A 22,846-nucleotide genomic window follows, 5' to 3' on the forward strand; every position below is an offset into this window, starting at 1 on the left:
ACGGCAACTGGCGCCAGCACAACGGCCAGGCGCATCTGCCTGACAGCGTGGCGCAACGCGTGGATCGTCTTGGGGTCAAGGCGGCTGGTAAGATGCCGCCTTTTTGCCGGCCTGTCGCGCCTTCAGGAGCCCCCCGCATGCCCCCGCGTCCTCCCCGCCTGCCCCTGAGCCTGCTCGGCCTGGGCCTGGCCTTGCAGTGCCCTGCCGTGCTCGCCCAGGGCAGCGTGCTGCTGGCCCCGGTGCAGGTCGTCGATACCTACGCCAACGACGGCTACCAGGCCAGCGAGGCTGCAGTGGGTGGCTTCCAGCCCGCCCCTCTGCTCGACACCCCGGCTTCGATCAGTGTGTTCAGCCAGCCACTGCTGGAAGACCGCCAGGTGCGCATGCTCAGCCAAGTGCTGCAAAGCGACGCATCGGTTGGCGAAAGCTATGCCCCCATCGGTTACTACGAAAACTTCAATGTGCGGGGCTTTGCGCTGAACGCGGCCAGCAGCTACCGCATCAACGGCCAGACCATCGCCGGCGAACAGAGCGTGGCCCTGGAGAACAAGCAGCAGGTGGAACTGCTCAAGGGGTTGTCCGGGCTGCAGAGCGGCGTAGCGGCCCCCGGCGGCTTGATCAACTACGTGACCAAGCGCGCTGAAGCGGTGCGCAGCCTTACGCTGTCGACCAACGAACAAGGCGAGCGCTACCTGGCCACCGACCTTGGCGGTTGGTTTGGCAGCGAACAGCAGTTCGGCCTGCGCGCCAACCTGGCCCATGAAGACCTGCGCTCGTACGTCGACCATGCCGATGGCCAGCGCGACTTCGCCTCGCTGGCGTTCGACTGGCAGATCAGCCCCGACGCCACCCTGCAGCTGGACGCTGAATACCAGCACCGGGAACAGCGGTCGGTGCCCGGTTACCAGTTGCTCGGCGGCAGCGCAGTGCCGCACGGCATCGACCCGGATGACCGGCTGGCCTACCAGCACTGGGCAAAGCCGGTGCAGAACGACTCGCTGAACCTGGGCGGGCGCTTCGAGTACCGCTTCAACGACAGCTGGACCGGCACCCTCAGCGCTTCGCGCAGCAAGGTGGTGATCGATGACTACAGCGCGTTTGCCTGGGGCTCGAGTGAAGGCGCCTACTTCGGCAGCACGGGTGATTACGACATCTACGACTACCGCAGCCCAGACGACACCCGCCGCACCGACGAGGCCCAGGCCTTGCTCACCGGGCGCTTCGATGGCCTGGGGGTGGGCCACGAACTGACCGTGGGCAGCAGCGCCCAGCGGCGCACGCTGGACCAGCGCCCGTATTACAACGCGTGGCTGGGTACCGGCAACATCGACACCGGGGCCCCGGCTTTCGAGCCGTCCGACAAGCCGCTTGGCGCCAGCCAGCGCCGCCTGGACAGCCGCCAGTACGGCCTGTTCGTCAGCGACAGCATCCGTTTCAACGACCAATGGCAAACCGTACTGGGTGCCCGTGAGGTACGCCTGGACGAACAGACCTGGGACGAGACCGGCGTTGCCGGGCGCCATACCCGCCAATACCAGCTGCTGCCCAATGCTGCGCTCATCTACAAGCCGCAGCCGGATACCACCGTGTATGCCAGCTACGCCAAGGGGTTGTCTGCTGGCGGGACGGCGCCCTGGTTCGCCAGCAACGCCGCCGAAATCCTCGCGCCGACAACGTCACACCAGCTGGAGCTGGGCCTCAAGCACGACTGGCAGGCGCTGAGCCTCAGCACCGCGCTGTTTCAGATTCGCCAGGCCTACCAGTATGCGCGCCCCGACGGCGCCGGCAGCTTCACTTACGTGCAGCAAGGCCAGCAGAAGAACATCGGCCTGGAACTGGGTGCAAGCGGCTGGCTGACCCACAGGCTGCAGGTGCAAGCCAGCGCAGCGGCCATTCGGGCGCGGGTGCAGGACAGCGGCACGCCCGACTATGAAGGGCACCAGGCGATCAACGTGCCACGCTTGCGCGCAGCCCTGCACGCCGAATACACCCTGCCGGTCGCAGGCTTGGCGCTGCTGGGCGGCGCACGCTACAGCGCCAGCAAGTATGCGAGCCAGGCGGGGAATGTGGCGGTTGGTGGGTACACGGTATTCGATGTAGGCAGCCGCTACCGCACGCGGGTCGGCGGGTATGACACGGTCCTGCGGCTGACGGTGGACAACCTGTTCGACAAGCGTTACTGGCGTGATGTGGGCGACTACCTGGGGGACAACTACCTGTTCCAGGGCGCGCCGCGCACTGCCCGGCTGTCAGCTTCGGTCAGCTTCTGATATTCAGGGCCGCTTGCGGCCCATCGCCGGCATGCCCGCTGCCACAGGGGCTGTGCAGCCGGCCCTATGGGCCCTGAAACAAAAAGCCCCCGAGCTTTTCAGCGCGGGGGCTTTTCGTAGAATGTGGCGGTGAAGAAGGGATTTGAACCCTTGATACGATTTCTCGTATACACACTTTCCAGGCGTGCTCCTTCGACCACTCGGACACTTCACCGTTTCTCTTCAAGCCTTGCGGCCCGTCGAGGTGCGCTAATTTAGTGAAAGCGCTCCCCTTTGGCAAGCATTTTTTTCAGTTTTTTCATGTATTTGCACCAGAGCCCGGCTGGGCGCTGACCGACCAGTCAGCCTTGCTGCTTTACCTTGCCCATCGCGCTGGGTAACGTCGGTGCCACGCCAACAAAAGGACTCTGCAATGAGCGAGCTGATTACCTACCACGCCGAAGACGGCATCGCCACCCTGACCCTGAACAACGGCAAGGTCAATGCCATCTCGCCGGAGGTAGTCAGCGCGTTCAATGCCGCGCTGGACCGCGCCGCCGAGGCCCGCGCAGTGGTGATCATCACCGGGCAGCCGGGCATTCTGTCGGGCGGCTACGACCTCAAGGTGATGACCCGCGGCCCACAGGAAGCCATCAGCCTGGTCACCGCCGGGTCCACCCTCGCCCGCCGCCTGCTGGCTCACCCCTTCCCGGTGGTGGTCGCCTGCCCGGGCAATGCCGTGGCCAAGGGCGCCTTCCTGCTGCTGTCGGCCGACTACCGCATTGGCGTCGAAGGGCCGTACAAGATCTGCCTGAACGAAGTGCAGATCGGCATGACCATGCACCACGCTGGCATCGAACTGGCCCGCGACCGTCTGCGCCGCTCGGCCTTCCACCGGTCGGTGATCAACGCCGAAGTGTTTGACCCGCATGCGGCGGTGGATGCCGGCTTCCTCGACAAGGTGGTGCCCGCCGAACAACTGCAGGAAGCGGCGCTGAACGTGGCGCGGGAATTGAAGAAACTGAACATGCTGGCGCACAAGAACACCAAGCTGAAGGTGCGCAAAGGGCTGCTCGAGGCCTTGGACACCGCCATACAACTGGACCAGCAGCCTATGGGTTGACCCTGCTGGCCGCTACGCGGGTCGGGCGTACCTGATCCCGCGCAGGGCCGGGCTCACCCGCGAAAAGGCCAGCACAGGCTGATACCGGTATTTGCCCCAGCCAGTGCACAGCCGTACACTGCCCAGCGACTGTCTGGTGTGAGTCGTACCATGCTTTATTCATTGCGCATGCTCCTGCTGGCGCTGCACTTTCTCGCTGTTGGCGTCCTGGGCCTGGCCATTGGCCTGTGCCGCCCCTTCAACCCCGACAACAGCCGCCTGTTCGCCCGCCTTTACAGCCGGCCGGCCACCTGGCTGTTGCGCATCAAGGTCAAGGCCGAGGTCGGCCCGCTGTGGGACCAACCACCCGGTTGCGTGATCGTGGCCAACCACCAGTCCAACTTCGATCTGTTCGTGCTGGGCCAGGTGGTGCCGCAGCGCACGGTCGCCATCGGCAAGAAAAGCCTGGGCTGGATACCGTTGTTCGGTCAGCTGTTCTGGCTGGGCGGCAACGTGTTGGTCGACCGCAACAATGCCTACCAGGCGCGCAAGGCCCTGCAGAAGACCACCCGGGTGCTGCAGAACGACACCTCTATCTGGATTTTCCCCGAAGGCACACGCAATGCCGGCGAGCAGTTGCTGGCGTTCAAGAAAGGCGCGTTTCACATGGCCATCGAGGCCGGCGTGCCGATCGTGCCAGTGTGCGTCAGCCGCTATGCCCGGCGCCTGAGCCTGAACAGCTGGCGCCGCCGCACCGTGATCGTGCGCTCGCTGCCGCCCATTGCCACGGCGGGCCTGACCCAGCAGGACCTGCCAGCACTGGTGGAGCAGTGCCGTGTGCAGATGCAACAGTGCATCGAGCGCATGGAAGGGGAACTGGGCAAGGGCTAGGTTGCTCTTCTGCCGTCTACAGCCCAAGCTATGAACCGTGTTCAACCGGAATAAGCGGGCAACCATGGGTCGAGTAGTGGCGTCAGCGGTGTACAGCGCCGGCCGGAAGGTCACCAACATCAGCATCGACGAGGGCAGCGAGTGGGCACGCAAGCCTGGGCATTTTGTCTGGATCGGCCTGGAAGAGCCCAACGCCGAGGAACTGGCCACCCTGCAATGCCAGTTCAACCTGCACGAACTGGCCATTGAGGATGCCCTGGAAAAGCACAGCCGGCCCAAGCTCGAGACATTCGGCGACGCGCTGTTCATCGTCACATACTCGCCGGTACGTCACGAAGGCAAGCTGGAGTTCATCGAAACCCACATCTTCGCCGGCAACGGCTACATCATCACCTGCCGCAACGGCCACTCCAAATCCTATGCCATGGTGCGCCAGCGCTGCGAGGCTCGGCCCTTGCTGCTGGAGCACGGTGAAGACTTCGTGCTGTACGCCCTGCTCGACTTCGTCACCGAAAACTACCAGCCGGTCAGCGAAGCCATCCATGGCGAGATCGAAGCGCTGGAGCAGAGCGTGCTGGGGGGCTCCCTGCAAGAGGACGACATTCGCCGCCTGCACAGCCTGCGCCGCGATATCCTGCGCCTGCGCCGCTACGTAGCGCCCATGGTTGAGGTCAGCGAAGAGCTGCAGCGCCTGAGCTTCCCGTTCATCGACAAGAACATGCGCCCGTATTTTCGTGATGTGCAAATCCACGTCACCCGGCAGATGGAGGACTTGTCGGGCATTCGCGACATTGCCAGCCAGACCATCGAGATCGGCATGTTCCTGGAGTCGTCACGGCAAAGCATCGTGCAACGCAAGTTTGCCGCGTGGGCGGCGATCCTGGCGTTCCCCACGGCGATCGCCGGGGTGTATGGGATGAACTTCCAGAATATGCCGGAGCTGAGCTGGCATTACGGCTATTTTGCGGTGTTGGGGGTGATTGCTGCGGGGTGTACCGGGTTGTATGCCAGTTTCAAGAGGTCGGGCTGGCTATAAGCCGCTTGAGGTCCATCGCGACACAGTGCCGCTACGGGCACCGGCGGAGCCGGTGCCAGACATCGCGTCGCCTGCTTCGCGGGCAAGCCCGCTCCCACAATGAATCGCGCAGGCTTTTCAATTTTTCAGAAAGACAGTTGCGCCTACATCGGTAGCGTGAGCTTTAAGAAGCAGGCGACGCGGTGGCTGTGCTGGGGCCGCCGAGCGGCCTCCGGCAATCTCAGGCGTTACCGGAAAGCTTGAGCCGCGCCGCCTGGGTGAAGTCCAGCATGCGGTTCAATGGCTTGATCGCCTTGGGCACCAACGCGGGGTCGACAAAAATCTCATCCCCCCCATTGCGCAGGCAGTGCAGCACACGCTCGAGGGTGTTCATGGCCATCCACGGGCAGTGCGCGCAGCTGCGGCAGGCGGCGCCGTTGCCGGCAGTAGGCGCTTCGACGAATACCTTGTCCGGGCACAACTGCTGCATCTTGTAGAAGATGCCGCGGTCGGTAGCAACGATGAAGGTCTTGTTCGGCAAGGTCTGCGCGGCCTTGATCAATTGGCTGGTGGAACCCACCGCATCCGCCAACTCGATCACCGCTTCCGGTGATTCGGGGTGCACGAGGATGGCGGCGTCCGGGTACAACGCCTTCATGTCGGCCAACTGGCGCGACTTGAATTCTTCATGGACGATACAGGCACCGTCCCACAACAGCATGTCGGCACCGGTCTGCTTCTGGATGTAACGGCCCAAGTGCTGGTCCGGGCCCCAGATGATGGTTTCGCCGTTGTCCATCAGGCTTTCGACGATTTCCAGTGCGCAGCTGGAGGTCACTACCCAGTCGGCACGGGCCTTCACCGCAGCGGAGGTATTGGCATACACCACCACGGTGCGCTCCGGGTGCTGGTCGCAGAACGCCGAAAACGCTTCGACCGGGCAGCCCAGGTCGAGCGAACAGGTGGCCTCCAGGGTCGGCATCAGCACGCGCTTTTCCGGGGTGAGGATTTTTGCCGTTTCGCCCATGAAGCGCACACCGGCCACGATCACCGTTTCGGCGGGGTGGTTCTTGCCGAAGCGAGCCATTTCCAGCGAGTCGGACACGCAGCCGCCGGTTTCTTCGGCCAGCGCCTGAATGACCGGGTCGCAGTAATAATGGGCGACCAGCACAGCGTTCTGGGCCTTGAGCTCGGCAGCGATGGCCGCACGGTATTCGGCCTCCTGCTCGGCTGTCAGCGGGTTGGGCTGCTTGGCGTCGAGGTGGGCCTGAACCAAAAGGCGTTCGGAAATCTGGGTCATGATCGCTGGACCTGCAGGCGCGCGTGCGCATCAAATCGAGTGTATCACCCGGCCCTGACAGATCGGCTAAGGTTGCCGGACGGCGCGGGCCGCCACGGCCCTCTGCGGGCGCGGATTATTATCGGAGGCCGAAGGCTACAGAGAATCCAGCGATTACTAAAGGGGTTTTTGTGTTGCCGGCGCTGGCCTGTTCGCGGGTGAAGCCACCAGGAGACCAGCGCCGGCTAACCATCACCCCCGCGGCGACAGCGCTGCGAGGTGCGCGGCCATCAGCATGGCGAATTCTTCCACGGTCATCTTCTGCCCATTGAAATCGACCATGCCATCGGCATAGTGCAGGCTGCTGACCACATCATCGCCCTGCACCGTGGCCAGGCCGCTCTGCACGGCCATCATGCCGACCATCTCCCCGGCCTGCCCCGACTGCATGGCGATCGCCTGTGCATCGGTCTGGCCATCGAGCAGCGCTTGCAGTGTCGCCAGGTCGCCAATCATGGGTTTGGACAGCGAGAGCTTGCTCTTCACCTCGGTGACGACCTGTTTGCTCAGTTGGTCCGGCGGCAGGTCGAAGCTGGCCGGCGCGGCGAAGTCCATCGCCAGGTTGAAGCGGCTCTCGCCGTTGGCGGTCTTGAACGACAGGTTTTCGACCGCCACCTTGGGCCTGGCCGCCAGCAGTTGCCGCAGGTCGCCCTGGAAGCGGGCCTTTTCAGCGTCGTCCATCTGGATTTGCGGCACAGGCTGGCCGGCAGCAGCGGCAGCTTCGAACTCCGGCAGGTGCGACTGGTACCACTTCGACAAGGCCTGCAGCGCCGGGGCATTGACCGAGGTGATGCTTACCGCCATTTGCGCCTTGCCCACCGCGCGGCCGTCCCAACTGATGTCCCCGACCTTGTACTCCACTCGGCCGCCCACGGTGTCGGGGGTTTCAAGACTCTGCAGGGCATACTGCTCCACGCCCTTGACCAGCAGGACCTGCTGTTTTGGCCCTAGCGTGACTTTGGCCTCGGCCAGCAACAGGTCGACGTTGCCCACGTAGATATTGTCGTACGGCGTGGCCGCCAGGTTACCACCAAGCTTGAGGCCCTGAAGCTCGAATGTGGCCGGTGGCTGGTCGTCGTTCACCAGCTTCATCAGCAAACGGTCGGCATGGCCGTGGAACTTGGAGGCCTTGCCGTCCTTGTCGCCACTGACCTCCAGTTGCATCCCCGAAAAATCGAGGCGGTTGCCGTCTGCCTTGTCGAGCTTGAGCGGCGCCAGTTGAATCCGGCTGACCACATCCCCCCCGTAACCCAGGCTGGTCTGCGCGCTGAGCGGCACCTTGCCGCCGGCAGCGTCGAACCAAGGCGCGACGGCATCGTCCTTCTGCAACGTGCTGTTGCTGACGGCCATCACCGGCACCAGCTTCAGCGCCTTGACCCGCGACCAGGGGAATGGACCGTGCTCGATGTGGTCGGTCACGCCCACGTCGAAGTTGATCACCTCGCCTTCACCCACGTTGATGTCGCGGGCCTTGAGCCGGTACTGGGCAGTACTGCTGAAGAAGTGCTGCTCCAGCGACACCCGCTCGATACGCAGGCTGCCACCGGTGGTGACCAGGGCCTTTTGCAGCTCGGCGTTGCTGCGGGCAAGCGCGTTGTCCAGCTCGGCTGGCAACTGCTTGCCGGTGTACCAGGCGCCAGCGGTGGTTGCGACGGCGATGACAACCGCCAGGCCGGAAAGAATGCCAACTGATTTCTTCATGAATTGAACCGATTGCTGTCCGTAAGGGCTGGGTAGGCGGCCACGGGCCACACAGAGTACGAAGAATATCACCCCCGCAGGCACGGGACGCAGGTCAAAGTGCCGAAATCCTGCCTTTCGGAAGCATCTGACAAACCGATTGACCCCATCGCCGAATCGTTGATTTTTTCGAACACACAAATTGATCAGAACCGCAAAAAACCGCGTAAAAACCGAACAAAATCCACTTAATATCGATAAATATTTCAATGTCGTAACGTCTTGTCATGTTTAACTTGACACCCACCTACCCATCGTTTTTTATTTTCACCACTTTGCGCGCCCCCTCGCGCCTTCCGCTGCTCCAACATAAAAGGTGAACAACATGGAGCCCACCCGCTCGCCCTTGCCGCATGCGCCATACCCTGTGCCCGCCGTTCGCGCCCAGCAACAGGAGCCATGCCAGCATGCAGCATGACTCTAGCGCTGCCGGCAACGGCCAACTTCGCAAAACCCTGCGCCTGTGGCACGTGATCATCATTGGCCTGGCCTACCTGACACCGATGACGGTATTCGACACCTTCGGCATCGTCAGCGGGATAACCGCCGGCCACGTGCCCAGCGCGTACATCCTGGCGCTGGCCGGTATCCTGTTCACCGCAGTCAGCTATGGCACCCTGGTGAAACGCTTCCCGCAGTCGGGTTCGGCCTACACCTACACCCAGCGCGCGATCAACCCGCACGTGGGTTTTCTGGTCGGCTGGTCGTCGTTACTGGATTACCTGCTGCTGCCAATGGTCAATGCCCTGCTGGCCAAGCTGTACCTCTCGGCGATGTTCCCGGAAGTACCCGCATGGGTGTGGGTGGCCGCTTTCGTGACCCTCATCAGCCTGATCAACATGCGCAGCGTGAACCTGGTGGCGCACTTCAACCTGCTGTTCGTGGGCGTGCAGGTGGCGATCATCGCCGTGTTCATCTACCTGTGCGTGCGTGGCCTGCACCACGGTGAAGGGCTTGGCACGGCCTGGAGCCTGATCCCGTTCGCCGACGGTCAGACCCAGTTCAGCGCACTGGCCGCCGGCGCGACCATCCTGTGCTTCTCGTTCCTGGGCTTTGACGCCGTCACTTGCCTGTCCGAAGAAACCCGCGACCCGGGCAAGACCATCCCGCGGGCGATCTTCCTCACCGCCCTGATCGGTGGCGTGGTGTTCATCACCGTGTCGTACTTCATCCAGGCCTACTTCCCGACCATGGCGCGTTTCCATGACCACGAGGCGGCCCTGCCGGAAATCGCCCTGTATGTCGGGGGCAAACTGTTCCAGTCGGTGTTCATTGCCTGCACGGTGATCAACACCATCGCCTCGGGCCTGGCCTCGCAGACCAGCGTGTCGCGCCTGCTGTACGTGATGGGCCGCGACAACGTGATCCCGGCCCGCGTTTTCGCCCGCCTGCACGCCCGCTACAAGACACCGGTACTGAACATTGCCGTGGTCGGCATCATTTCGCTGTCGGCGATCTTCTTCGACCTGGTGACTGCTACCTCGATCATCAATTTCGGCGCCCTGGTGGCGTTCAGTTTCGTCAACCTGTCGGTGATCAACCATTGCTACCTGCGCGAGGGCAACCGCAAGGGCCTGGCCAACCAGCTGAAGTACCTGGTACTGCCCACCATCGGCTTCTGCATCATCGTTTCGCTGTGGCTGGACCTGAATGCCCACTCGCTGATCTTTGGCGGTATCTGGGCTGCGCTCGGCCTGCTGTACCTGGGCTGGCTGACCAAGGCGTTCCGCTCGGCGCCCCCCAACTACGTGCCTGAATGACCCACGCTACCCACAACGCCCGCGCCTGGCCGCGGGCGTTGCAGTGTTCGAAAAGGAAAGCTCCATGCTGCTGCGCCGCCTCTCCATCCAATGGAAGATCACCTTGCTGGCCGGCCTTTGCCTGCTGGCCATCGTCGCCTTGCTGGTGGCCACCTCGCTGACTCAGGCACAACGCAGTGCCACGCTGGTCAACCAAGCCAACACCGCCATGCTCGACAGCAGCGCGCGGCAGCGCCTGGAGGCCCATGCCGAAACCCAGGCCCTGCGCATTCAGCGCTACTTCATGGACGCTTATCAATACGGCAATGGCTTTGCCCGTTTGGTGCAAGTGCTGCAAGCCCGAGGTGGCAACGACCTGCGTGCCGAACTCACCCGCCAGGCGCGAGCCAGCCTGGCCGGCAAACCCGACATGATCGGCCTGTACCTGGTGTTCCAACCCGATGCACTGGACCAGCAAGACAGCCAGTACCGCGGCCAGGACGCGGTGGGCAGCAATGAGAGCGGGCGCTTTTCGCTGTACTGGTCGCAGCCGCGCCCGGGCACCCTGGAGCGCGAAGCCATGCCAGAAGCGCTGCTCGGCGACGCCAGCATCGGCAGCAACGGCGCGGCGAAAAACCGCTGGCTGACCTGCCCACTGGAGACCGGTAAAACCTGCCTGCTGGAACCGTATCTGGACGAGGTCAACGGCAGCCAGGTACTGATGACCAGCATCGCCCTGCCCTTGCTGGAACATGGCAAAGTGGTGGGCGTAGTCGGCCTGGATATCAGCCTGGACAACCTGCAGCAGTTGAGCACAAACGGCCGCCGCGAGCTGTTCGAGGGGCAGGGCCAGGTGAGCATCGCCAGCGCGGCCGGCCTGCTGGCAGGCAATAGCCGCGACGCCAGCATGCTCGGCAAACCCGTTGAGCCTGCAGTTGCCGCTGGCCAGTTACGGGTTGCGCACCCCTTCACGCCCATTCCCGACGCCGCCCCGTGGCAGGTATTGCTGGAAGTGCCGGAAAGCGTGCTGCAGGCGCCCGCGGTAGCCCTCAATCAGCGCCTGGATGCGCACAACCAGCGTGCCAACCTGACCAGCCTGCTGATCGGCCTGGGCGCGGCAGTGCTGGGCTTGCTGCTGGTGTGGCTCACGGCCCGCGGGGTAACCCGCCCGATCCTGGCGGTGGCTGCCCGGCTTGAAGACATCGCCAGCGGCGAAGGCGACCTTACCCGCCGCCTGGACTACGCCCGCCAGGACGAACTGGGCCAGCTCAGCGCGTGGTTCAACCGCTTCCTCGACAAACTGCAGCCGGTCATCGCCCAGGTCAAAGGCTCGCTGCAGGAGGCCCGCGGCACCGCCGACCAGTCGGCAGCCATCGCCAGCCAGACCAGCGCCGGCATGCAGCAGCAACACCGTGAAATCGAGCAAGTGGCCACCGCGGCCAACGAAATGAGCGCCACCGCGCTGGATGTCGCCCATAACGCCGCGCAGGCGGCCCAGGCGGCACGTGCCGCCGACCAGGCCAGCCAGGAAGGCCTGCAGTTAATCGACAGCACCCGCCAGGGCATCGACCGGCTGGCACTGGACATGGACACGGCCATGGCCGACGCACGCGCCCTGGAGGGCCGCAGCACTCAGATCGGCACGGTACTGGAAGTCATCCGTACCATCGCCGAGCAGACCAACCTGCTGGCACTGAATGCGGCCATTGAAGCAGCCCGTGCCGGGGAAGCCGGCCGTGGCTTTGCCGTAGTCGCCGACGAGGTGCGCGGGCTGGCACAGCGCACGCAGGTGTCGGTGGAGGAAATTCGCCAGGTCATCGAAGGTTTGCAGCAAGGCACCCAGGATGTCGTGGGCGCCATGCACGAGGGCCAACGCCAGGCGCAGGCCAGTGCTGCACGCATGGAGCAGGCCCTGCCGGCACTGCAACGCATTGGCGAGGCGGTGGCGGTGATCAGCGACATGAACCTGCAGATTGCCTCGGCCGCGGAGGAACAGAGCGCAGTGGCCGAAGAGGTGAACCGCAACGTAGCCGGCATTCGCGACGTTACCCAATCGCTGGCAGGCCAGGCAGACGAGTCGGCTCGCATCAGCCAGGCCTTGAACCGGCTGGCCAACCAGCAACAAGCGCTCATGGAGCAGTTCCGCGTCTAATCTGTGAGGGCTTCTTGGCCGGTAAACCGGCCACCACAGGGGCCCGCACTGGCCCTTGAAGCCATGCCCCCCTGTAGGAGCGAAGAGGCCCTCACAGGCACCACAGCATCATCGTTTTTGCCGAGCACACCTTATGCAAACCGCCCCCCGCTCCTCGTTCTTCGACATCACCAGCGAACAGGGCCTGCTGCGCACCTCGATCGCCGTCACCCTGTTCATCGCCAGCATCGGCATCGCTTTCGGCGTGGCCTCCGGGTCGTTCTCGATCATGTTCGATGGCGTTTACTCACTGGTCGACGCCAGCATGAGCGGCCTGTCGCTGGTGGTGGTCAAGCTGATCACCTCGCATACCACCAGCGTGCAGATGTCGCGCAAGCTGCGCGAGCGTTTCACCATGGGCTTCTGGCACCTGGAGCCGATGGTGCTGGCACTCAATGGCATCCTGCTCAGCGGCGTGGCGGTCTATGCCCTGATCAACGCCGTCAGCAGCCTGCTGCAGGGCGGCCGACACCTGGAGTTCGGCATTGCCATGGTCTACGCGGTAGTGACCGTGATCTGCTGCGTGACCATCGCCCTGGTCGAGGCCCGCGCCAATCGCCAGCTGAAGTCGGACTTCGTGGCCATGGACGTCAAGGGCTGGGTGATGTCGGCCAGCATCACCGCGGCACTGCTGATCGCCTTCTGCTTTGGTTACGCGGTTCAGGGAACCTCATGGGAGTGGGTATCACCGTACATCGACCCGGCGGTACTGGCGCTGGTGTGCCTGGTGATTGTGCCGCTGCCGATGGCGGTGGTGCGCCAGGCCCTGGCGGACATTTTCCTGGTCACCCCAGGCGACCTCAAGCTGCACGTGGACGAAGTGGCCAAGGCCTTTGTCGCCCGCCACGGGTTGCAGTCCTACCGTGCCTATGTTGCCAAGGTCGGGCGCTCACGCGAGATCGAGCTGTACTTCATCGTACCCAAGGCCATGGCAGCGAAGACCATCGATGAATGGGACGCGTGGCGCAACGAGATTGGTGAAGCCGTGGGCGGTGAAGGGCCGAACCGCTGGTTGACGGTGGTGTTCACGGGCGACCCGGAATGGGCGGAGTAAGCGTTTGTTCATTGCAGAGGGCTTGCTAAAATCCCCAAAAAGCGTGATGCGATCAAAAATATGCTCAAAATATTCAGAGAACAACAATTCAAGAAAGCGTTCCGAAAACTGGGCGGCAAAGCCGCCGGAGGTTCTGGTTCCTTCAGCGTCCGTGCCTGCGCAACCATTGAGCAAGGTGTAAGCCTTGGACACGTCAGGGTAGAGTCGCCATCGGTAACCATCGGAGCCCACACCTACATCAGGAGTGGCAGCACGTTATCGGTGATTTCTGCGATCGGTCGTTTTTGCTCGATCGGATCCGACTGCACACTGGGCCAGGAAAAGCATACCCACCCTACCGATTGGGTAAGCACGCACCCCTTCCAGTATGAAACGGGAGGCTTGTCCTATTCTCCAGCGCTTTCCTGGGTCACCATGGGACACGATGTCTGGGTCGGGCATGGCGCGACCATTTTGGAAGGTGTAGAGGTAGGCACGGGGGCAATCATTGCCACACGGGCAGTGGTGACAAAAAACGTACCCCCCTACGCGATCGTTGGCGGAAACCCAGCCAAGTTCATCAAGTACCGGCATAGCCCTGAAATCATTGAGCGGCTGCTTGCAAGCCAATGGTGGAACCTGGATGTCGAGTACCTCAAACGCCTGCCCATGAACGATCCCGAGGCATTTCTCAAGGCGATTGAAAATGGTGCACCCGCCGCCCCAGTACACTACTCGAAACTCTCCATCGCCAAGCGTAGGGTGCAAGAAGCGCCGTAGTGGGTTCAGCTTTATCAAACTTTGTCGATGGCCTTTGCGTTTGCGCCTCGAAGCTACTGACCAAGCAACGGCGCGGCTACATCCCGGAGCCGCTGCTTTTCTTCATCCAGGTGCAACGATGTCTGCGCACGTTTAACCAGTAAAGCGGCATGGTGTCGGCAATGCTTGCCATACCGCTGTGGATCGAATTCAGCCAGGCTGATCAATGCCTTGATCAGCCGGATATCGATTTCCAACAGCCCTGCCCCGTCCCGTGCGATCAATGTGAAGAAGTCATCGAATAAATCGTGCACTTCGATGCACCGAACATGAACGCGCAGACACTTCTCATCGACGTCATCAGAGGCCGGGGATTGCATCGACCACTTGGAAAAACACCTGACTCCACGGCCGATCACATCGATCACGGTCCCGGAATCATTGGTCGCCGGAGACAAGGCGCGCGAGGCGATTTCGGTTAGAACCGCAAGGCCGAAGCGTGGATCCTGGTCAAATGAGCGGCGTACACCCACCGTGACCGCGCGCAGGATTTCAGCCGCCAGCGCCGAGCCCTGTGGAGGGGGCGAAGCTGTGGGTAGCAGCCGCGCTATGGGCGCGCCAATGTGAACAAAGGTGCCTGGCAGTACTTCCAGGTAGATCTTGAGCTGGTGCTTCTCGGCCACTGCCGCCAGGCCGCTGATATCGATGTGCTGCACGTAGCCGGTGTCGGTACTGGCAATCGTGAGCGCGCTAGAGGGCAGCACGCAGGATTCGGGGTAAGGAGCACCACCCAGATAGGGCCAGCGGGCGCGATGCTCCAGGGCAGCCAGTGTCGCGGCCTCGACCCGATCAATTGTCTCGCCGACTCTTCCAAGCGTGGATAGGTGACCGATCCAGCGCAACAGCGTGTACACGATCAGGACGATCATCAACAGGGTCACTGCAAAAAGCACCACCCGCCCCTGAGCCCCATAAGCACCGGTACTCAGCGCGATGATGCCGACCAGGCTGAACAGAAACGAGCCAATGAACGTGGCCAGTGCATTCTGCGTTGTCGAATCTTCCATCACCAAGGTGGTCGCCCTGGGTGTCACGCCATTACTGGCAGCACCGTAGGCAGAAACGATGATACTCAAGGAAAACGTGGTCACCGCCAGCATGCTGGAGGCGATGATGCCGAGTATCTTGTCGACCGAGTCTGCACCGATCTTCGCAGGCAGCGATGGCGGTACGAAGTCGCGCAAGGCGATGGCGAGCAAGGCAGTGACAACGCCAGCAAGCGAAAACAGCGTTGTCCGAAACCACAGGCGTTTTGTCACTTGACGCAGGACCCAGCTCAACCGAGTGATCATTGTTTCTATCCTTATGGTGGTCAACGCTTCCCGGGCCGAATGCTGTGCCCGAACTAACGATTCACGCGAGGCCGCTTTCGATACGACAACGGCGTCTCACCCGTCCATCGCTTGAAGGCTTTGATGAAACTGGTCGGATCAATGTACCCAAGGCGGGCAGAAATCTGTTCCACCGATAGCACATATTCGCGCAAGAACTCCCTGGCCAGCGCGTATCGCACCTCATCGCGCATAGCGATCCAGCATGGCCCGGCACTGATTTTCCGCTGCTTTCAATGTCAGTTCATTGGCCTGTGCGAGCGGTTCCATGAGCGCTTGCGTATTCAGGATGGCCAGATGGGACGGTGCATTGAATTGCGCCCGCACGCGACAGAAGCCCTCGTACCCCTGAATGGGCATCGGCTGGCAAATCCACTACCGACGAAACTCAATACGCCGCTTATCTCGCCACGCGCCTGCACGCCACCGACGACCTCGGTCTCTTGCTGGGTAGCCGCGTGATCGATTGGCATCGTGACATCGAGGATAAGCCCTACAATGCTAAGCAAACCAAGACCAAAGAGTCGGAAACCGGCGTCTACATCCCGTATGCTGGCGTGGTGTATGACGTCAACGAGACGTGGTCGCTGTATGCCAGTTACACGAAAATCTTTAACCCACAGTCGTCCTGAGTTCGCGACATTGACAACAAACCACTGGATCCGATGGAAGGCACCGGGTATGAAGTCGGCGTCAAGGGAAGCCAGTTCGACGGGAAGTTGAACTCCAGCATCGCGGTGTTCAAGATCGAGCAGGAAAACCTGGCGATCTGGATCAATACTCCAGGCGGTAACACGTATAGGTCGGAACAGGGAACCACTACCAAAGGCGCTGAGTTCACCCTGGACGGAGAGCTGAGACCTTCACCAGCTATCGCCTGCCGGGGATTCTGGACAAGCTCACCGTTGGCGGCGGTGTGAACTGCCAGAGCAAAACCGGTGCCGACCTGCACACCTTCACCCAAAGTAGCTATGCCGTGACCAACCTCCTGGGTCGCTACGACTTCAACCAGCATCTGAGTGCGTCAGTCAATCTAAACAACGTGTTCGACCGTGAATACCTGAGCTATGCCGGCGACCACGGTATGTACAGCGCTCCAAGAAATATCATGACGGGGTTCAAGTGCAACGTCTGACGCTCGCGCACTTCGTGCTGATCCCCCGCTATCGGTTTCAATCCAGTATTGACGTCCGCAAATCCAAGGGCAATCGGCTCTGCTGGGAATCGGTGGCTCGGGAGCGCGCCTCTGTGGCGCTCGACTAATGGTTTCTCGGCGGTTTGATCCAGACAGGGGGGGGCGATTATGCAGCTACCGATCGACAGCTATTGGTCAATAGCTCTCGTGGTGAAGGACCACCTATCAACTGCCGAACGAGCGTGAACGCTGGAAAGTTGGCCTCGGAGCTATCATCCAAAAGTTGCTTGAGTACCTCGGCGGGGCCCGTCGTGATTTCTCGCTAACCCTGGCACCTCGTGGCAGCCACCTTCTCGAGCAGGCATGGGCAATGCTTGCCATGGTTCCCTACGGCACCGTCACCAGCTACGGTCAACTGGCCAAGAGCATGGGCAAACTGACGCTGCCAGAGCCATCGGCATGGCCAATGCGGTCAACCCGATTTCGATCATCGTGCCCTGCCACCGCGTGATCGCCGCCAACGGAAAGCTAAGCGGCTACAGCGGCGGTTTGGACAAGAAACGGGACCTGCTGCCCCCTCGAAGCCGAGCATACCCGCGTGGACCTTCTTCAGGCCGCATTTAGCTGAGGCGCTTTCCGGGAGACCTAACTGGCCGCAGCATAGCAGGCAATTTTGCAGGCGCCGCTCGTGGGTCCTACCAGTCTTTGAAAGCCAGTACTCCGCTATCTGGGCACGCCCGAGGCAAATTCGATATTCTGAATGCGCACATTGTCAACAGCGTTGTCTTGGGCGGTGAGCTGGTGATCGTGGGCGATTCCAACACACCCTCATGTACCAGCCACGAAGCGTTCCTGATGGCCCAGGCTGCTCAGATCCACGCTGGACTACTTACCAGTGGGGTGGATGCGGATGATTTCTTCCTGGAACACTTCGACTTACTGCAAAGTGTGCTTGCCAGCGCTTCAATGGGAGTTGGTGCAGTCGGTGACGGCTGGAGCAGGCATCTGCAAAATATCAAGGACACACTTGAGAAGATCGAAAAACTCCATCGCGATTACCTCGGCTCTGGCACCTTGAGTGCCCGCGACGCGTTTTATGCCAAGCGCACCGCTATGTTCATGAAGCTCGAAAAGCATTTGGGGAGCCTGGCCGCGTACGGTTCAGGGTTACGTAATCAGGGAAAGATCAAACAAGCATTGAATATCTCGACCCGCAGCTATCTCCACACAGGTGAGATTGCCGGCTATGCCGATAAGGTATCTGGCGTTGCCAGAGCCTCCAACCTAGTTAAGAAAGGCACGTACATCGGCACTGCGCTGGATGTGGCCGCCACAGGCTTGTCGATTCATAAAGCCTGCACAATGGGCCGGGAAGAGCAGTGCCGCCGCGCCAAATATGTTGAAAGCTCGGCATTGATAGGTGGCCTGGGAGGCGGCAGCATCGGGGGGGCTGCGGGAGGTATGGTAGGAACTGGTGCTTGTGTAGTCGTTCTGGGGGTTAGTACAGGCGGCCCAGGAGCGCTGGCTTGTGCTGTAATAGGCGGTGCAGTAGGCGGTAAAATCGCCGGTGACTTCGGGAGCGATAGAGGCGAAAAGGTAGGTGAGTTTTTATATCGTGAGGTATCGGAGTGAATGCAGTAGACCCTGGATTGATTGCGCTGTTTATCCTTGCACCCATAATTCTGTTTATGATCGTGCTGTGTTACATCGCACATAAGTACACTGAGTACTTTGAGTCGTTTCTTCCGAACTGTACGTACGTGACCGGCAATAAAAAAATATTCCAGCATGCAGGCTTACTTGGCAAAGTCATGCGCACGGGATCGATCGCTCTGGTGCTGGCGATACCGACAATCTTTTTGCGCAGAGGCTTAATTGACTTAAATGAAGTTAAACGTTTCCCGCCCAAAATGAAACGATTATTGGTGAGCATGTTAGCCATCCAAATCGTGCTGGTCATTGCGCTTACCATTTCCCATTATGCAGATCGCTGAAAATAATTGACTGGCATTACCGGGACGATGGCCAGATAGATGGCCTCGTCCCAGCTGGCCAACTCCAATCATTTACAGTCCTAGTTAGAAGCGTAAAAATTCCTTTTAGATGAGCTGTCTACACTTTTAAGGCATCGCTCGTGATACCTCTGGTAGTAAAGACTGATCTTCGCCCCATCTCCCCTGCCCCCTCCCATCTGTCTAAAGCAACATGGCCCAGTTGAAGCGCACCCTCTCGTTAGGTGCGGTTACGCTTTTCGGCATAGCCTATATGACGCCGATCATCGTCTTTGGCACCTTCGGTATTCTCGCCGACACAACTGGTGGATCGGTGCCTTCCGCCTACCTTGCCGCATCCGTAGCAATGCTCTTCACAGCCTTGAGCTACGGAAAAATGGCGAAAGCGTTTCCTGTAGCTGGATCCGCTTATACGTACGTACGAAAATCTATCAGCCCCAAACTGGGGTTCCTGGCTGGCTGGGCAGTGCTACTCGATTATCTGTTCCTTCCTATGGCCATTTGGTTGATCGGCGCGGCGTATCTCCATTCAGCGTTCCCAAGCGTGCCTCACCCGGTCTGGGTGCTGGCCTTCATCGGAGTCACCACAGCGATCAACATTGTTGGCCTTCAATTGGCGAAGACGGTGAATGGTGTTCTGATGTTGCTTCAGTTCCTCGTTTTGGTAGCCTTTGTCGGTCTGGCTGCGCACTACGTTACAGGCCCTTTGAATCAGCCCTTCTGGTCGCTAGCGCCTTTCTACCAAGACAGTTTCCAGCTACCCTTGGTCATGAGCGGGGCGGCCATCGCGTGTTATTCGTTCTTGGGCTTTGACGCGGTGAGTACTTTGACCGAGGAAGCGCATGAGCCGCGTAAAACCATCCCTCGTGCGATTCTCCTGATCACCTTACTGGGCGGTGTCATCTTCATTGTCGCGAGCTACTTCGTCCAGCTAGCACACCCCTCCACAGATTTTGCGAATGCAGACTCGGCAGCTTATGAAATTGCAAAAAATATTGGCGGGGACATTTTTGTAAGCTTCTTCCTGATCGGCTTAATTGTTGGTCAGTTCACATCTGGCCTGGCAGCGCAGGCAAGCGCTTCGAGGCTTCTGTTCGCCATGGGTCGGGACGGAGTAATCCCAAAGCGCCTGTTCGGTCGTCTGAGTGAACGCTTCGGCACTCCCGTCATCAGCATCATACTGTGCGGCGTGGTTGCACTTCTGGCTTTGCGAATGGACGTGACCACCTCGACTTCCTTCATAAATTTCGGGGCGTTCTTGGCCTTTAGCCTGGTGAATCTGTCAGTGATTTTCCAATACTGGATTGCTGAACGGCAGCGTGGTGCCAAAGCGGTGATGGTTTACTTGATGCTCCCTCTAATCGGGTTGATAGCGGATATTTGGCTGATGGCGAGCTTGGATCACATGGCCATCTACCTGGAACTCGCTTGGCTGGCCATCGGGTTGGTCTATTTGGTGATCATCACCGGAGGCTTGCGACGGGAGCCACCCGAGATGGATTTCGAAGAGGCATGACCCAGAGACGCGATAATTTTACTTGTGCTGGGCTGATTTGGTCACTGCCTGGGCAAACTTTTGGCGCCTGAGGAGGGTTATTTTGTGCAAGCTCTCTTCAGAGTCCCTCCCAGCGGCGTCGAGCCGAAACTCAATTTCATTCACTTGAGGTTCGCAACGTTCTTTTGGTTGTTTTCAATCGTTTTTCAAGTGCGCCACCCCAGTCTGCCATGGCATGCAATATCGGAGACAAAGTTTCACCCAGCGTGGAAATCGAATATTCAACCTTGGGTGGGATTTCAGCAAAGTCTTTGCGTAAAATTATCCCGTCTTCTTCAAGTTCCCGTAGTTGCTGAGAGAGTGTTTTAGGTGATATGCGCCCCAAACAATTGGCTAACTCGCCAAATCTTTTTTTGTCCTCCAGAAGAAAGTGAATTATTAATACTTTCCACTTTCCACCAATGACCTTCAGGGTGGTCTCGACCGGGCAACTGGCATTTTTTTTACTGCTTGGCATGGTGAACCCTCACTATCATTTAGGAAGTTAGTACCCTTATGGTAAGTTCTTGCGGTTTGGGAAGACAAGAACTACTTTGTATTTCAACCCAGCGCTTCGACTCAGCGACGGGGCGTGTCAAAGCCAAATCATGTGACTTAGGAGGTGCAAAATGGCTGCTAACAGTGGAATGCTGGACCCAGATGACGCGGTGATCCTGCTGATCGACCACCAGAGCGGACTTTTTAACACCGTCCGGGACGTGCCCATCCCAGACCTTCGTAACTACGTAATCGCGATTGCAAAAACCGCGACCTTGCTGAACATTCCGGTGATCACGACCGCATCTGTGCCCGATGGCCCAAATGGCCCGCTGATTCCGGAAATTCATCAGTATGCGCCGCACGCAGTATATGTGCCCCGCACAGGCCAGATAAACACTTGGGATAACCCTCTTTTTGTGAAAGAGGTTGAAAAGACAGGGCGCAAAACGCTGATTATCGCGGGTACGCTCACCAGCGTGTGCATGGCGTTCCCTGCCGTGAGTGCAGTGCAAGAAGGCTACAAAGCGTATTGTGTGGTTGATGCTTCAGGTAACTGGAGCAAGCTGGCAACCGATACCACGATTGCACGGGTGACACAGGCGGGGGCCATTCCAACTGACACGTTTGCGATTGTTGCTGAATTGATGCAAACCTGGAATCGGCCAGAAGGCTCGCGCTTCGCCGAAATCCTGGCCGATCATGTATGCCCAGAATACAAATGCCTGATGGAAAGTTTTGGTAAGGCGCAGGCTGTGGTTAAAGATGGTCCGGAAACCCATCTGGATAAATATCAATAACGCTGCATGGGGTGCTATTTTCCACTCTGATCGCGTCAAGGGAATACAGGGCGCTTAGGCGCCCTTGTATCAATCTGAAGCACAATCTTTAAGCGCCACCTCACTGAAAAGCCAGGCCTCCCTCAACTAGGGGTAATCGCTGAGATACTGGCAGCTGGCAATGTGCTTTGGGAGGGGGCGATCTGTTCTGTGCAGGATCAGAGGTTTCTAATGCTAAAGAATACGCTGCTGGGCCTTGTCTCAGGTCAGCAGCGCATCCATATAAAAACAAACTATTTTTGATTAAGTTAGTTCTTAGTCGAGAGCTAAGACTTTAGAGGTGTTTTTTCACCTCATGATGAATGTGCTTCCCGGCTTTGTGGCGCTCATGATTCGCGTGATGAGCACCTTTATCCAACTCTCTCACATCATGACGGACGCCTTTCGCCAAGTCTCCTTCTGCATAAGCCATGGAAGTCGCCAGAATAGAAGCCAAGATAATTGCTGTAGCAGTGAGGGTTTTCTTGAACATGGTGGATACCTCATGTGGTTTGCTATCTGGTTATGAGGCTAGCTTAAGGGCTCAGAGATTACTAATGAATGAAATGTCATCGAAAGAGCGAGAGCCGTGATCGCTTTATGCACAGCAATATGAAACCTTATGCAACGCACTGATATAAATTGCGAAATAGCACTACAAACTGAATACCACCCAATTGTGTTCTCTTTCAATATTTCGAAAAGAATTAAGATTTTCAGTGCTTAGCGTCTTAAGTCAATCCTGGCGACTTGATGTTGCCCACCTCGCCTTGCATGAGTCCGGCCTATGTCCATGGAGCACAGCCCCGGGTTTGATGGGCAAGCTACGAGGGGGCTGTTTCAAAGCCCGGATAGCCGGTATCCGTGTGCAGAAAAAAATTGTCCGAGCTCAGCTCTATCCGAACGCGGCGAGCGCGGGTGCCGAGCGGCCTTCATCCTTCGGCACCCAACCTAGGGTCACTCACTCTTCTGGTGGGCAAGTGCTTTTTCTGCCTGGTCGGCGCACTTTTTGAAATCGCCATCGGCGTGCGCCTGTTTGGCTTGCTGGAACTCATGGTGCCCAGTACCAGTGAAGTCCGACTCCTTGGCCGACTTCATTTTGTCCAATGCCGCCTCGCACTCGTGATGATCATCCTTGCCCAAGGTGACGCTTGGCAAAAGCATGGCGCAGATGCGAGCGTAATGATTCGCTTCATGCAAAATCCCTCTTGTGGAAGGCCCGCTTACCGGGCCGTTACCCCTTCAAAGATGCTTTTTAGCTTCTTTGTCGAGGTGCTTGTCTTCCTTATGTCGTTCCTTGTCTATGAATCGCCCCAGGTTTTCTAGACACTCTCAAAGCGCAGGAAATAGCGTTTCTCATACTCTACTGGAGACAGCTGCATAGCACTGCTGTATCGGCG

The 22,846-nt window shown here is 59.5% G+C and carries 19 protein-coding genes, 1 tRNA gene and 3 pseudogenes; 15 read left to right on the forward strand and 8 right to left on the reverse strand.

What is annotated here, in order from left to right; translation table 11 throughout:
• The first annotated feature begins 137 nt into the window (after nt 1–137).
• On the forward strand, nt 138–2,270 hold the full coding sequence (locus tag B3361_RS09640; RefSeq protein WP_054905491.1) for a TonB-dependent siderophore receptor: 2,133 nt from the start codon (nt 138–140) through the stop codon (nt 2,268–2,270).
• A gap of 124 nt (nt 2,271–2,394) precedes the next feature.
• Here the strand turns inward: B3361_RS09640 and B3361_RS09645 are convergent.
• Nucleotides 2,395–2,484: transfer RNA gene (locus tag B3361_RS09645), tRNA-Ser, on the reverse strand.
• Between the two features lie 198 nt (nt 2,485–2,682).
• Here B3361_RS09645 and B3361_RS09650 point away from each other — a divergent pair.
• The 3 genes from B3361_RS09650 (at nt 2,683) to B3361_RS09660 (ending at nt 5,278) form a co-directional block, all read left to right on the forward strand.
• The gene (locus tag B3361_RS09650; protein ID WP_009684093.1) at nt 2,683–3,372 is read left to right on the forward strand and encodes a crotonase/enoyl-CoA hydratase family protein; all 690 of its coding nucleotides are present in this window, start codon (nt 2,683–2,685) and stop codon (nt 3,370–3,372) included.
• A gap of 150 nt (nt 3,373–3,522) precedes the next feature.
• On the forward strand, nt 3,523–4,242 hold the full coding sequence (locus tag B3361_RS09655) for a lysophospholipid acyltransferase family protein (protein WP_029885635.1): 720 nt from the start codon (nt 3,523–3,525) through the stop codon (nt 4,240–4,242).
• 64 nt (nt 4,243–4,306) lie between these two features.
• Nucleotides 4,307–5,278, forward strand: coding sequence for a magnesium and cobalt transport protein CorA (locus tag B3361_RS09660; protein ID WP_009684091.1), 972 nt, complete (start codon nt 4,307–4,309; stop codon nt 5,276–5,278).
• Between the two features lie 220 nt (nt 5,279–5,498).
• Here B3361_RS09660 and nadA read toward each other — a convergent pair whose 3' ends face one another.
• The gene (gene nadA / locus B3361_RS09665; RefSeq protein WP_009684090.1) at nt 5,499–6,557 is read right to left on the reverse strand and encodes a quinolinate synthase NadA; all 1,059 of its coding nucleotides are present in this window, start codon (nt 6,555–6,557) and stop codon (nt 5,499–5,501) included.
• A gap of 231 nt (nt 6,558–6,788) precedes the next feature.
• Nucleotides 6,789–8,297, reverse strand: a complete 1,509-nt coding sequence (locus B3361_RS09670) for a YdgA family protein (protein WP_054905490.1) — start codon at nt 8,295–8,297, stop codon at nt 6,789–6,791.
• 446 nt (nt 8,298–8,743) lie between these two features.
• Between B3361_RS09670 and B3361_RS09675 the strand changes: the two genes are divergently transcribed.
• From B3361_RS09675 to B3361_RS09690, 5 genes and pseudogenes are all read left to right on the forward strand, one after another.
• A complete protein-coding gene (locus B3361_RS09675) occupies nt 8,744–10,096 on the forward strand; it encodes an APC family permease (RefSeq protein WP_054905504.1) in 1,353 nt (450 codons plus the stop codon).
• A 409-nt stretch (nt 10,097–10,505) separates the two neighbouring features.
• Nucleotides 10,506–11,369: pseudogene (locus tag B3361_RS24065) on the forward strand (HAMP domain-containing protein); the annotation flags it as partial.
• A 348-nt stretch (nt 11,370–11,717) separates the two neighbouring features.
• Nucleotides 11,718–12,227: pseudogene (locus tag B3361_RS24070) on the forward strand (methyl-accepting chemotaxis protein); the annotation flags it as partial.
• A 133-nt stretch (nt 12,228–12,360) separates the two neighbouring features.
• Nucleotides 12,361–13,320 (forward strand): cation diffusion facilitator family transporter, encoded by a 960-nt coding sequence (locus tag B3361_RS09685; RefSeq protein ID WP_029887423.1) that lies wholly within the window; start codon nt 12,361–12,363, stop codon nt 13,318–13,320.
• A 60-nt stretch (nt 13,321–13,380) separates the two neighbouring features.
• Entirely contained in the window at nt 13,381–14,079 is a 699-nt protein-coding gene (locus B3361_RS09690) for a CatB-related O-acetyltransferase (RefSeq protein ID WP_054905489.1), read from the forward strand.
• Between the two features lie 53 nt (nt 14,080–14,132).
• Here the strand turns inward: B3361_RS09690 and B3361_RS09695 are convergent, their stop codons facing one another.
• Together B3361_RS09695 and B3361_RS24075 are read right to left on the reverse strand one after the other, a co-directional pair.
• The gene (locus B3361_RS09695) at nt 14,133–15,410 is read right to left on the reverse strand and encodes a DUF2254 domain-containing protein (RefSeq protein ID WP_054905488.1); all 1,278 of its coding nucleotides are present in this window, start codon (nt 15,408–15,410) and stop codon (nt 14,133–14,135) included.
• Between the two features lie 53 nt (nt 15,411–15,463).
• Nucleotides 15,464–15,643, reverse strand: a complete 180-nt coding sequence (locus B3361_RS24075; protein ID WP_047149756.1) for a helix-turn-helix domain-containing protein — start codon at nt 15,641–15,643, stop codon at nt 15,464–15,466.
• Between the two features lie 141 nt (nt 15,644–15,784).
• Between B3361_RS24075 and B3361_RS09700 the strand changes: the two are divergent.
• The 5 genes and pseudogenes from B3361_RS09700 to B3361_RS09715 form a co-directional block, all read left to right on the forward strand.
• Nucleotides 15,785–16,584 (forward strand): annotated as a pseudogene (locus B3361_RS09700) (TonB-dependent siderophore receptor); the annotation flags it as partial.
• A 459-nt stretch (nt 16,585–17,043) separates the two neighbouring features.
• Nucleotides 17,044–17,208, forward strand: a complete 165-nt coding sequence (locus tag B3361_RS24080) for a methylated-DNA--[protein]-cysteine S-methyltransferase (RefSeq protein ID WP_374978693.1) — start codon at nt 17,044–17,046, stop codon at nt 17,206–17,208.
• A gap of 183 nt (nt 17,209–17,391) precedes the next feature.
• The gene (locus B3361_RS09705; RefSeq protein ID WP_286920193.1) at nt 17,392–18,216 is read left to right on the forward strand and encodes a hypothetical protein; all 825 of its coding nucleotides are present in this window, start codon (nt 17,392–17,394) and stop codon (nt 18,214–18,216) included.
• Nucleotides 18,213–18,578 carry a hypothetical protein gene (locus B3361_RS09710; RefSeq protein ID WP_054905483.1) on the forward strand — a complete coding sequence of 122 codons (366 nt, stop codon included), beginning with the start codon at nt 18,213–18,215 and terminating at the stop codon, nt 18,576–18,578. The genes B3361_RS09705 and B3361_RS09710 overlap by 4 nt, the downstream gene beginning before the upstream one ends.
• Nucleotides 18,579–18,789: 211 nt before the next feature.
• The gene (locus tag B3361_RS09715; protein ID WP_182337135.1) at nt 18,790–20,112 is read left to right on the forward strand and encodes an APC family permease; all 1,323 of its coding nucleotides are present in this window, start codon (nt 18,790–18,792) and stop codon (nt 20,110–20,112) included.
• 136 nt (nt 20,113–20,248) lie between these two features.
• Here B3361_RS09715 and B3361_RS09720 read toward each other — a convergent pair whose 3' ends face one another.
• Entirely contained in the window at nt 20,249–20,608 is a 360-nt protein-coding gene (locus B3361_RS09720) for a winged helix-turn-helix transcriptional regulator (RefSeq protein WP_082414681.1), read from the reverse strand.
• Between the two features lie 151 nt (nt 20,609–20,759).
• On the opposite strand from B3361_RS09720, the gene B3361_RS09725 reads away from it, so the two are divergent.
• Nucleotides 20,760–21,428 (forward strand): isochorismatase family protein, encoded by a 669-nt coding sequence (locus tag B3361_RS09725; protein ID WP_054905481.1) that lies wholly within the window; start codon nt 20,760–20,762, stop codon nt 21,426–21,428.
• 313 nt (nt 21,429–21,741) lie between these two features.
• On the opposite strand, the gene B3361_RS09730 is transcribed toward B3361_RS09725, so the two are convergent.
• Nucleotides 21,742–21,939 (reverse strand): hypothetical protein, encoded by a 198-nt coding sequence (locus B3361_RS09730; protein ID WP_054905480.1) that lies wholly within the window; start codon nt 21,937–21,939, stop codon nt 21,742–21,744.
• Nucleotides 21,940–22,403: 464 nt separating this feature from the next.
• The gene (locus B3361_RS09735) at nt 22,404–22,646 is read right to left on the reverse strand and encodes a hypothetical protein (RefSeq protein ID WP_154211368.1); all 243 of its coding nucleotides are present in this window, start codon (nt 22,644–22,646) and stop codon (nt 22,404–22,406) included.
• Nucleotides 22,647–22,846: the final 200 nt, after the last annotated feature.

The organism is Pseudomonas sp. UBA6699 (assembly GCF_002454615.1).
GTDB lineage: Bacteria > Pseudomonadota > Gammaproteobacteria > Pseudomonadales > Pseudomonadaceae > Aquipseudomonas > Aquipseudomonas juntendi.